This window comes from Mesorhizobium norvegicum (assembly GCF_004919685.1).
In the GTDB taxonomy this organism is placed as follows: domain Bacteria; phylum Pseudomonadota; class Alphaproteobacteria; order Rhizobiales; family Rhizobiaceae; genus Mesorhizobium; species Mesorhizobium norvegicum.
This window is the reverse complement of record NZ_SMYZ01000060.1, coordinates 84,702-95,135: the sequence shown is the minus strand read 5'-3', so window position 1 is coordinate 95,135 and position 10,434 is coordinate 84,702. Positions and strand designations below refer to the sequence as shown.

Annotated in this window: 11 protein-coding genes; 5 read left to right on the top strand and 6 right to left on the bottom strand. The window is 62.4% G+C overall.

Features of this window, described 5'->3' with window-relative positions:
* Positions 1-4: 4 nt before the first annotated feature.
* From gspG to FCU66_RS24740, 6 genes are all read right to left on the bottom strand, one after another.
* On the bottom strand, positions 5-475 hold the full coding sequence (gspG, locus tag FCU66_RS24765; RefSeq protein ID WP_136620103.1) for a type II secretion system major pseudopilin GspG: 471 nt from the start codon (positions 473-475) through the stop codon (positions 5-7).
* Complete coding sequence (locus FCU66_RS24760; RefSeq protein WP_136620104.1) at positions 475-969, bottom strand: prepilin peptidase; 495 nt, start codon at positions 967-969, stop codon at positions 475-477. Before FCU66_RS24760 ends, gspG begins: the two co-directional genes overlap by 1 nt.
* Positions 970-971: 2 nt before the next feature.
* Complete coding sequence (gene gspD / locus FCU66_RS24755) at positions 972-3,095, bottom strand: type II secretion system secretin GspD (RefSeq protein WP_136620105.1); 2,124 nt, start codon at positions 3,093-3,095, stop codon at positions 972-974.
* 598 nt (positions 3,096-3,693) lie between these two features.
* Entirely contained in the window at positions 3,694-4,185 is a 492-nt protein-coding gene (locus FCU66_RS42050; RefSeq protein ID WP_136620106.1) for a hypothetical protein, read from the bottom strand.
* Positions 4,186-4,344: 159 nt separating this feature from the next.
* The gene (locus tag FCU66_RS24745; protein ID WP_136620107.1) at positions 4,345-5,562 is read right to left on the bottom strand and encodes an NAD(P)/FAD-dependent oxidoreductase; all 1,218 of its coding nucleotides are present in this window, start codon (positions 5,560-5,562) and stop codon (positions 4,345-4,347) included.
* A gap of 14 nt (positions 5,563-5,576) precedes the next feature.
* The gene (locus tag FCU66_RS24740; protein ID WP_136620108.1) at positions 5,577-6,341 is read right to left on the bottom strand and encodes an HpcH/HpaI aldolase family protein; all 765 of its coding nucleotides are present in this window, start codon (positions 6,339-6,341) and stop codon (positions 5,577-5,579) included.
* 118 nt (positions 6,342-6,459) lie between these two features.
* Between FCU66_RS24740 and FCU66_RS24735 the strand changes: the two genes are divergently transcribed.
* The 5 genes from FCU66_RS24735 (at position 6,460) to FCU66_RS24715 (ending at position 10,200) form a co-directional block, all read left to right on the top strand.
* Positions 6,460-7,350, top strand: coding sequence for a 2-hydroxy-3-oxopropionate reductase (locus FCU66_RS24735; protein WP_136620109.1), 891 nt, complete (start codon positions 6,460-6,462; stop codon positions 7,348-7,350).
* A gap of 4 nt (positions 7,351-7,354) precedes the next feature.
* Positions 7,355-8,167 carry a shikimate dehydrogenase family protein gene (locus FCU66_RS24730; RefSeq protein ID WP_136620110.1) on the top strand — a complete coding sequence of 271 codons (813 nt, stop codon included), beginning with the start codon at positions 7,355-7,357 and terminating at the stop codon, positions 8,165-8,167.
* Positions 8,160-8,966: an SDR family NAD(P)-dependent oxidoreductase gene (locus FCU66_RS24725; RefSeq protein WP_136620111.1), complete on the top strand. Its 807-nt coding sequence runs from the start codon at positions 8,160-8,162 to the stop codon at positions 8,964-8,966. The genes FCU66_RS24730 and FCU66_RS24725 overlap by 8 nt, the downstream gene beginning before the upstream one ends.
* A gap of 41 nt (positions 8,967-9,007) precedes the next feature.
* Positions 9,008-9,355, top strand: coding sequence for a RidA family protein (locus FCU66_RS24720; protein ID WP_136620112.1), 348 nt, complete (start codon positions 9,008-9,010; stop codon positions 9,353-9,355).
* 86 nt (positions 9,356-9,441) lie between these two features.
* Positions 9,442-10,200 carry a FadR/GntR family transcriptional regulator gene (locus FCU66_RS24715; RefSeq protein WP_246094000.1) on the top strand — a complete coding sequence of 253 codons (759 nt, stop codon included), beginning with the start codon at positions 9,442-9,444 and terminating at the stop codon, positions 10,198-10,200.
* The last annotated feature ends 234 nt before the right edge of the window (positions 10,201-10,434 follow it).

The following is a 10,434-nucleotide window of genomic DNA, read 5'->3' as shown; positions in this document are numbered from 1 at the left end:
AAAATCAGTTGCTGATGTCCTGGTCTTCGCCGGTTCCATCCGGCTTGCCGTCTTTTCCAAGGCTGCGGATGACCACGCCGCTCGCATCGGCCTTCACTTCGTAGGAATAAGGCCTCCCCCAGGGATCCTTCAGGCCGGTTGTTCCCTTGAGATAGGGTCCGTTCCAGCGCGCTTCGCCGGTGGGCGCCGTGACCAGGGCCGAGAGCCCCTCCTCCGCGGTCGGATATTTCGCATTGTCGACATAGTAGAGTTCGAGCGCGCTTTCGATGTTGCGGACTTGCGCCTTGGCCGCGTTGGTCCTGGCCGAGCCGAGATAGCGCAGCACCTGAGGTGCCGCGAGCGTGGCGATCAGCGCGATGATGGCGAGCACGACCAGAAGCTCGACCAGGGTGAAGCCGCTTTCGCGGCCGTCGCTTTCGCCGACAGATTTTCTGGCGCGGCGGGATTTTTCAGAGGTGAATCGCAGAGTGATCATCAGAGCAGTCCCATGTCCAAACCTGCAAATTGCTCCAGCGCCCAGCTGCAGCCGAGGCCGATGGCGATAAACGGACCGAAGGCGACACGCGCTTTCGCCACCGCCGGGCCTGTCGCAACCACCTGCCCGCCGACGAACAGCAGAGCGCTGGCGCTGGCGATGAACAGCAGCACCGGCAACAGCAAAGGGCTGATCCAGCATGCGGCGGCGGCCAGCATCTTGACGTCGCCGAGGCCGAGACCAATCCTGCCGGTCATGAGGAAATGACCGCGCCGGATCAGCCAGGCAGCGGCAAACATCGCAGCGGCGAACAGGATGTGCATCGGCAGGCCATCTGCGTCCGTCGCCATCTGATAGGCAAGGCCGATGCCGGCCAGAGCCAGGTTGAGCCCGTCCGGGATGATCTGCCGGCGGAAATCGGCGATCGAAATGGCGGCAAGAACCACCGCCAGGGCGATCGTGGCAGCCAGCACGAGGGATGGGTGCGCAGCCATCGTCAATACGCCAGCCTCTTCAGGTCCTGTTGCAGCTTGGTGCCGCCGCGTCGCTTCTGGATCGGCGTCTGCAGGCTGATCTTGCCGCGGAATTCATCCGTCACTTCGCGGGCTTCGTTGATGTCGCGGACAACATGCGGCCTGATGAAGATGATCAATTCGGTGCGTCCGATGCTGTCCGTCTTTTGCTTGAACGCGTTGCCGATAATCGGGATATCGCCGAGAATCGGCACTTGCGTGCGATCGACATTGTTGCGCGACTGGATGAGGCCGCCCAGCGCCAGGCTCTCGCCATCGTTGACCAGAACGCGGGTCTGGATCTTGCGCTGCTGGATGGTCGGCGAATCGATGCCGGAGCTGGTCGTCTTGGTCACATTGCTGACCTCCTGCTCGATATCCAGCATGACCCTGCCGGCATTGTTGATGCGTGGCGTCACCGTCAGGATGACGCCGGTGTCCTTCATCTCGACCGAGACCACCGGCGAACTGCCGAGCGTCTGGTCGACCACTTGCCTTGTGGCGATCGGCACCTGGTCGCCGACCTGCAACACCGCTTTCTGGTTGTTCAGCGCCATGATGGTCGGCGCCGAGATGACATTGACGTCGGTGATGCTGGACAGTGCGTTCAGCGTCACCTGGATGTTGTCGGTTGCGTAGCTCCAGTTGAAGCCAGGCAGTGCTGCCGCGGCAACGCCCTTTGCCACGTCGGACACCGAGATCTTCATGCCGCCATTCTCGAAGAACCAGCGCAGGCCGTATTTCAGGTCGTCGTTGAGCGTGACTTCGGCAATGACGGCTTCCAGCATGACTTGCGTCGGCAGCACGTCGACCTTGGCCAGGATCTGCTCGATGCGTTCGTAGTCGCGCGCCGTGGTCTGGATCAGCAGCGCATTGTTTTCGATATCGGCGACGACCGTGGCGTGGGCGGGCGGCTGTCCGTCCTGCATTGGCAGCGAAGGCGACGGCCCGGTCAATGGCACCGGCGTGACGCCATCCGATTGCATGGCGATCGGCGTCTGGTCGGGCGACACGTTCGAGCCGCCTGAGTCGCCCTCGGTCTTGACCGAGGTGCCGAGGACGGAGCTCAACACCGCGGCCAGTTCCTTGGCCGGGCGGTTCTGGATCTGGTAGACGAAAAGCTGGTCTTCGTTGGTCTCGGCCAGTCTGTCGAGCTTGTTGATCCAGGTCGCGGCACGGGCGAGATAGGCCGGGCGCGACGTGATCACCAGCACCGAATTCAGCCTGTCGTTGGGGATGAACTGGATAAGCTTCGCACCCGGCCCTTCCTTGGTGCCGAAGATCGAATCGAGTTCGGCGGCAACCGCCTCCGGTTTGGAAGTCTTCAGCGGATGCAGCGCCACCGACATGCCGCGCATCCAGTCGACGTCGAACACCGAGACCGCTTCTCTGATGGCATTGAGGTCGCTGTCGTTGCCGGCGACGGTGATCAGATTGCGGGTGGAATCGACCCGCAGCACCGAGCCCTGTCGGGTGATGGGTTCGAGAATGGTCTTCATCTCGTCGGCGGCGATGAATTGCAGCTGCAGCACCTGCACCTTGACGCCGGGGCCGGACGGCGAAACCGAAGGCACGCTGACCGGGGGTGTGCTGGACATGATCTCGGAAAGCGGCACGACCTGGTAGGTGCCGGCGCGATTGGTGATGCCGGCGCCATTGACCGCAAGCGCCGATTGCAGGATGTCGACCAGCGCATCCTTCGACACCGGCTGCGAGGTCTGCAGCGTCACCGTGCCTTGCACGCGCGGGTCGACGATGTAGTTGAGGTGCAGCGCGTCGCCGAGCACCGCCTTGGCCGCTTCGGTAATCGGCGCATTGATCAGGTTGAGCTCGAACTGGCCCGAACCATCGGTCGTCACCTTGGTGACGGGCGCGCCGGAGGAGACGAACTGACCCGAGCCCTGATACTGCGTGCCGTTGAAACGCTGCGCCTGGCCGGCGGCCGACGTGACCGCGCTGGGTCCGGTGTAGCCCGCCCGCAAGGGCGAGTTCTTGGCGTGCAGGCTGTCGATGGTTTCGGTGAAGAAGTCCTTGCCCGGCGCGGAGGTGCAGCCGGCAATCGCCAGCAGCGTGCACAACACGACGCGATGACCGGACCCAATTGCCATACACCTGATTCCCCTGAAACCAAGTCTAGGGCTTCTTGCAAGCCGATGTCGGGAATGATGTGGGTCTTGGGGGTCTATCCACAGGGTAGGTGGCGGAGAGTGGTAGATGTCGGAGCGGGAGAAGAGGGCGTGCGACGGGGCGTGCCAGGGTCTGGAGTGCTGGGATCAACCAGCATAAGGTCAACGAGCATCAGATCAGAGGGGTTGGTTGCAACATAACGCGGCTGACATGTTATAGAGGTTGTATGAGGCTGCTCGCTCTTTCCGCATCTGCCGTGTTCGCTGTGGTCAATTCCGCCAACGCCTTATCGTATTGTGCGCCGGGCGAAGCATGCAGACATTCGTATTTGTTCGATTATCCGGTCTGGGCCGTTCTCATTGCAGCTATTGGTGTGATCGTGTTGGGCTCGAAAGTTCTCGCGTATTTCAGGGTGAGATCGAAGTAGCAGAGAACCCGCTACCTTTCAGTCGGAGTGCAAGAATTACGGTGACAGTGCACTATTTTCTTTCGGCCGCCTGCCTCGCTTCCACGGTTTCACGGCTTTCCGGTTGGCCGAATACTCGGTTGGCCACAATGTGACCAGCTGGGTGCTTTTGGTCATTGCCTGATGAATACGCCTGTGTAGGTCTGGCCGGCAAGCATAACGGTTCCGGCCAGGGTTCCGTCGGGCAGCATCATAAAACTGACGTCCGCACCATTCGGGAGGCGTCCAAGCTTCAACGTAGTCCCTACAATTTTTCCTGCTCCTGCGGCCTCTCCCGGATTGTTATCGCCCAGCATTCCCCACGCAAAGGTGACCGTCACTTTGCCGTTTGGAGAAATCGTCTGCACAGCGACTTTGGCTGCATCCGTCCCCCCCAATCGTCCAACCCACATGCCCGAAAATGCGGCGTACTTTGTTGGAACGCCCTTCGCAGGGGGAGTGATTGTCACGGATTGATCCATGATTGCGGAGCCAGGAGGAACGGCGACGGGAGAAACAGTAACAGGATCTGACGCAGGTTCGAGAGCGGCTGATTGCGGCGCTTCAGGAGCCGATTGGCACGCGGCCAGGGCAAGTGCCGCGAAGCCCAGCATCGTGTTCCGCATCAAATTCTCCACCTCGTTCGCAAGCTGTCGGTGGGCAGCAGACCCGCCGAATTCCACATCATTCTACACCACCGCCCTATGCATTGCGTATAGCACTTTGCATCGCCGCAAAGCATGGACTCCCGCGCACCGAGCTTGTCGGCAGCTCAAGCACCGGTCTCAAATTACGGCTTCTTCCAGGAACGGCTCGTTGCGCTCTATGCGCTCATAACAGAACGGCGACAGGTCGAGCGTCTGGAAAGCCCCATGCACGATGAGTTCTGAAACGGCCCGACCCACGGCTGGCGACTGTTGCAGCCCGTGCCCCGAGAAGCCGTTGGCAAACATGAAATTCGTCACCTGCGGGTGGAAGCCGACGATGCCGTTGTGGTCGAGCATGTTGTATTCGTAGTGGCCGGTCCAGCTCGTCTGGACCTTGAGTGCATCGAAGGACGGAATGCGGTGCCAGAGCGCCGGCCAGATGTAGTCGTCGAACTCTTCATGGTGCATTTCGAAGTCATCATAGCCGGCTGGCCCGTCGCCTTGCGGCGTGTTGCCGGTGAGAAAAAGTTCGCCTTCGGGACGCACGAATGTACCGGAAAGGTCGATGACATTGGGCATACGGCCGGGGATCGGATTGGCGCTCGCGAAGACAAAGCTGTAGCGCTTGTAGGGCGCGACCGGGATCGACAGGCCGGCCATGGCGGCGACCTGTTGCGCGCGCGGGCCCGCGGCGTTGACCAATGTTCCGCAACGAACCGTCTGGCCGGTCGCGAGGCGCACCGAGACGACCCGCCCATTGGCGATATCCAGCGCCGTCACGGCATTGTCGATATACTCGACGCCGCTGGCGCGGGCGGCCCGGCGGAAACCGTTCATCAGCCCCACGGAATCGAACCAGCCCTCTTCCCGGGCTCCCCAGGAACCGCCGCCGAGATCCTCCACATTGAGCCAGGGGAAGCGATCCTTCAGCGGGCCCGGCTCAAGGAACACCGTGTGGGCCCCAAAACTGCGCTGCAGATCGACGCGCTCGCGCGCCGCTTCGACGCCGTCAGGTGAGCAGCAGTAAAGATATCCATGCTCCTTGAAGCCGAGGTCGGGTGCCGGTTCGTCCTTGTAGAAGGGCGCCATCCGTTCCTGGAATCCGCGGATGATCTCGATGCCGAACTGGCTGATCTTCACATTGATCGGATTGGAATATTGCTGCCGGATCGCGCTGGTGGACAGCGCCGTCGACGAAAACTCGTAGCTCGAGTCGCGTTCGACCACGAGGATCGAGGCGCTGCTGCCAAGCGCCTGGCTCAGCCAGTAGGCGGTCGACGAACCGACGACGGCGCCGCCGACGATGACGATGTCATATGCGGTGCGCGACGGCGCTTTGTAGGAAGGGATCGCCATATTCTGTCTCCGGCCTATTGGTTGAACGAAGCGATCAGGGCATCCGAGCCCCGCGCCAGCAGGCCGAGGTCGGAACCGACGGCAACCACGGTGAAGCCGTCGGCGAGGTAGCGGTCGGCATCGGTCTTTGCGGGAGCCAGGATCCCGCTGGCCTTGCCTGCCGCTGTTGCTGCCTTGCGCACCGAGGTGATCGCTTCTTGAACGTGTGCTGCTCCGGGATTGCCCATCGCGCCCATATTGGTCGAGAGGTCGCCGGGCCCGACGAAGAGAATATCGACACCATCAACCGCCGCAATCTCGGCGGCATTGGCGACGCCCAATTCATCCTCGATCTGCACGGCGAGAAGCTGCTGCTCACGCGCCTTGGCATGGTAGCCGGCGATACGGCCGAACGCGTTGGCACGATGACCGACCGAGAAGCCGCGAAACCCGCCAGGCGCATAGGTCATGGCCGCGACAATGGCGCGAGCCTGATCGGCCGTCCGCACATTGGGGATCATCAGGCTGCGTGCACCGATATCCAGGGCCTGCTTGATCAGATTGGCATCGTCGGAAGGCAGCCTGACGACGGCCTCGCTGTCGAAGCCGCCCATGACCTGAAGCTGTGCCATGATGCTGCGCAGATGGTTGGGGCTATGCTCGCCATCGATCAATACCCAGCCGGCTCCGGAGCCCGCGACGATCTCTGTGGTGAGGGCGGAAGCCAGCGAACACCAGATGCCGATATGGGCTCGCCCGGCCGACACGGCAGCCTTCAGCGTGTTGAGGCGCTCTTGCATTTTGCGGTCAGTCTCCGATCAGCGAAAGGACGTTGAAATTTGTATGATGTCCTATATCATATGGCAATAATTTGCTGCAAGATGCAATGCGCACCAACCTTCGTACAGGGGTTTGAGAATGAAGATCGGGTTCATCGGGCTTGGTGTGATGGGAGCGCCGATGGCGCGCCATCTCGCCGACGCGGGACATGAGATCGTTACGGTTCTCAACCGCTCCCCTCTGCCGAAGGACTTCAAGGCATCGGTCGTCGGCTCGCCTGCCGATGTGGCGCGGATGTCCGACGTCATCGTGACCATACTGCCCGACACGCCTGATGTGGAGCGCGTCCTGCTTGGAGGCAACGGCGTCCTGGAAGGACTGTCAGCCGGCAAGCTGGTCATCGACATGAGCTCGATCAGCCCCATCGCCACGGCGGAATTCGCAGCAAAGCTGCGGCAAGCGGGAGCTGGCTACCTCGACGCCCCGGTTTCGGGCGGTGAGGTCGGCGCCAAGGCGGCGAGCCTCACCATCATGGTCGGCGGGCCAACTGCCGAGTTCGAGCGCGCGCTGCCGATCTTTCAGACGCTGGGCAAGAACATCACCTTGATCGGCGAGCACAATGGCGCCGGTCAAACTTGCAAGATCGCAAATCAGATCATCGTCGCGCTCAATATCGAGGCCGTGGCGGAAGCGCTCGTCTTTGCCAGCAAGGCCGGCTGCGACCCGGCAAAGGTGCGCACCGCGCTGATGGGCGGCTTTGCCTCGTCCCGTGTGCTGGAGGTGCATGGCGAGCGCATGATCGCCCGGACCTTCGCCCCGGGCTTTCGCATGCGGCTTCACCAGAAGGATCTCAACCTCGCGCTCGAAAGCGCCCGCGCGCTTGGCGTCTCGCTGCCGAACACCGCGATGGCGCAGCAACTGATGAATGCCTGTTCGGCTCGGCCCGGCGGCGCGGAGGCCGACCACTCGTCCCTCGTCCAGGCGCTGGAGATCCTCAGCGCCCATGAACTGTCAAAAGAAAAGGAGTGAACAGATGCGCGGAACCGGCAAGGCCGACATCTTCGTGATGCTGGCCCATCCCGTGGCACACGCCAAGAGCCCCGGCATATTCAACGAGATCTTCGAGCAGAAGGGCCTCGACAGCCTCATGGTGCCGTTGAGCTGCCGCCCGGAGGATTTCGAGACCTTCTGGGCCGGCATCACGGCAGCCGAGAACATAAGGGGCGTCATCATCTCGGTGCCGTACAAGGTCGCGGTCTATCACAAATGCTCTGCCGCTCACGACCGCGCCGCGCGGGTGCAGAGCGCCAATTCCGTGCGCCGGCTGCCCGATGGCAGCTGGTACGCCGACAATTTCGACGGCGTCGGCTTTATCGATGGCCTCAACGCAGGCGGGCATAAGATTGCCGGCCGCCGCATCCTCCAGGTCGGAGCCGGCGGCGCCGGCGCGTCCCTGGCCTATTGTCTCGCCGAAGCCGGCGCGGAAGAGATCCGCCTGGCCGACATCGATACCGGTCGCGCCGAAAAACTGGCGGCGCTGGTTGCGCAGGTCTTCCCGAAATGCCGCATCCAGGTCGGAGAGGCCGAGCCTTCCGGCATGCATATGGCCATCAACGCCACGCCGGTCGGCATGCATGCGGGCGACCCGCTGCCGCTTGACGTGAGCCGGCTGACCCCGGACATGACGGTCGTGGACATCATCATGGAGCCCGCCGAGACCGCCCTGCTAAAGGCGGCGAAAGAGATTGGCTGCCGCATTCAGCCAGGGCGCCCGATGATGGATTTCCAGGTCCGGGCCATGTCTGAATTCTTCGACATCGAAGGCAAAGGCCGCGGCAATGGCTGAGACATTGACGGCCGTCGTCATCGGCGGCACTTCCGGTATCGGGCGCGCGATAGCGCTGCGCTTTGCCGAGGACGGCTACCATGTTGTCGTCGCAGGCAGGGATGCGGCACGGGGCGAAGAGGCGGCTGGCGCCTGCGAGGCGGCGGGCGCCCCGTGCGCGCTGTTTGTCCAAACCGATGTTGCCGATGCCCACTCTGTGGAAGCGCTGGCGCGAGCCGTCAGCAATGCGTTCGGCACGCCTCAAATCGTCGTCAATTGCGCCGGTATCCTGCAGAGCGGCAAGCACGTCCTCGACCAGGATCTGGACGAAGATGAGAGGATGTGGAGGGTGAATTATCGCGGCACCCTGCTGGGTTGCCAGGTCTTCGGCCGGCTGATGTCGGCTGCCGGGCGAGGCGCCATCCTGAACGTCGGCTCGCTTGCCTCTTTCGCGCCGCTGTCCCTGCCTGCCTACACGCCCGGAAAGCATGCCGTCCTGGCCTTGACCCAGATCCTGGCCGCCGAGCTCGGCCCGCACGGGGTGCGGGTGAATGCGGTGGCACCCGGCTACACGCTTTCCGATGGACTAAAGGCCAGGATCGCCAAGGGTGAGCGCAACTCCGAAGCCATACAGGCCACCACGGCGCTGCGCCGCTTCGTCGAGCCGCGCGATGTTGCCGAGGCGGCCCTGTTCCTCTGCTCCGACCGGGCCGCGTCGATAACCGGCGTGACCCTGCCCGTCGACGCCGGCTGGCTCGTTCAGGCGCCCTACGCGCAGTATTTGCAAGGAAATCCCATCCGCCCGACGCCGGCAATCTGACCCCATCCGGCGGAGGCCGGAAATCTGACAAGGACAATCCAGTGAGTGACATCAAGCGCTTCGACTTCGACACCCGCATCCACCACGGCGTCATCCACAATGGCACGCTCTACCTCACCGGTCAGGTCGCAAAGCCGGGTCAGTACGCGGCCGACCAGATGCGCGAGGTACTCGGCAAGGTCGACGTCCTGCTTGCCAAGGCCGGTACGGACAAGACCCGCATCCTTCACGTGCAGATGTGGCTGGACGACATCAGGGATTTCGACGAAGTCAACACGGTCTGGGACGCATGGATGCCGAAGGAGCACGCACCAGCGCGCTCGTCCGGCGAAGGACGGATGGCCAAGCCTGGAATGCTGGTCGAGCTGATCGTCACCGCGGCGGTTTGAATGGCCTTGTCGGTTCGGGCATCATCCTGCATCTGGCATCGGACTGGGGAACATTGATGACGAAACGCAAGCCACTTTCCACCGTCGTGGCCGAGAGCCTGTCCGAAAAGATCCGCTCCGGACAGTTGCTGCCCGGCGCGCAATTGCCGACAGAAGCCGAGCTCTGCGCCGAATACGACGTGAGCCGGACGGTAGTGCGGGAAGCGGTGGCGCGGCTGCGATCCGAGGGCATGGTGGTGCCGCAGCAAGGACGCGGCATGTTCGTCAGTGAAACGCCCGCGCCGCGCAACTTTTCGATACCGGACGAGGCTCTCCGGACCTTGCCGGAAACCATCGCCCTGCTTGAACTGAGATTGAGTGTCGAAGTGGAGTCCGCCGGGCTGTGCGCGGAACGGCGCACCGATGCGGAGGCGAGTGGAATCCGGGCCCTAATGGAACAGGTCGACGCCCAGCAAGCGGATCCCGCTGTCGTCCAGATCCACTATGACTATGATTTCCATCTGGCGATCGCCAAAGCCGCGCGCAACGAATTCATCCACGGCTTCCTGAGCTATCTCAGGCCGATGATCGTTCCACGCTTTCAACTGGACTATGTGGTTACATCCGCGCTGAAGGACAGCTACTACGCCCGCATCCACAACGAACACAAAACCATCGTCGACGCCATCGAAAGGCAGGACGGTCGCGCTGCTCGCCAGGCCATGCGCAAGCATCTGCACAACAGCCTCGGGCGCGTACGCGCTTTGGCTCGGGCTTCAGGCGTCGCGGCAACAGAGGCCGAGCAGAAGGCGGCTGCGGCCTCGCTCTTTACCGATATGAAGAGACCTGCTCCGACAGGCGGGTAAGGCCGGCGACTTCGCTTCGTATGCACCGGCGCGTGGACCAGATTAGCCACGCATTGCGAAAGCCTTGTTTTTGTTCTGCCGGCCAGCGGCACCCGTTTTCCCACGCGTTGAAAGCGCCATTCTCCCAGCGTTTCCTTGGGTTTGCGGCTTCCGCGATCGTACGGACCCCCCAGGAGGTTTCGTAGGCTGAAAGGACTTTCGAAAGTTTATCTTTCCTTTTTGCTGGTTTTCTTG

What these genes read in the sequence shown, in the direction of transcription:
- FCU66_RS24735 (WP_136620109.1), top strand. Translation starts at nt 6,460, where the DNA reads ATGAAGATCGGGTTCATCGGGCTTGGTGTGATGGGAGCGCCGATGGCG.
- FCU66_RS24730 (WP_136620110.1), top strand. Translation starts at nt 7,355, where the DNA reads ATGCGCGGAACCGGCAAGGCCGACATCTTCGTGATGCTGGCCCATCCC.
- FCU66_RS24760 (WP_136620104.1), bottom strand. Translation starts at nt 969, where the DNA reads ATGGCTGCGCACCCATCCCTCGTGCTGGCTGCCACGATCGCCCTGGCG.
- gspG (WP_136620103.1), bottom strand. Translation starts at nt 475, where the DNA reads ATGATCACTCTGCGATTCACCTCTGAAAAATCCCGCCGCGCCAGAAAA.
- FCU66_RS42050 (WP_136620106.1), bottom strand. Translation starts at nt 4,185, where the DNA reads ATGCGGAACACGATGCTGGGCTTCGCGGCACTTGCCCTGGCCGCGTGC.
- FCU66_RS24740 (WP_136620108.1), bottom strand. Translation starts at nt 6,341, where the DNA reads ATGCAAGAGCGCCTCAACACGCTGAAGGCTGCCGTGTCGGCCGGGCGA.
- FCU66_RS24745 (WP_136620107.1), bottom strand. Translation starts at nt 5,562, where the DNA reads ATGGCGATCCCTTCCTACAAAGCGCCGTCGCGCACCGCATATGACATC.
- FCU66_RS24725 (WP_136620111.1), top strand. Translation starts at nt 8,160, where the DNA reads ATGGCTGAGACATTGACGGCCGTCGTCATCGGCGGCACTTCCGGTATC.
- gspD (WP_136620105.1), bottom strand. Translation starts at nt 3,095, where the DNA reads ATGGCAATTGGGTCCGGTCATCGCGTCGTGTTGTGCACGCTGCTGGCG.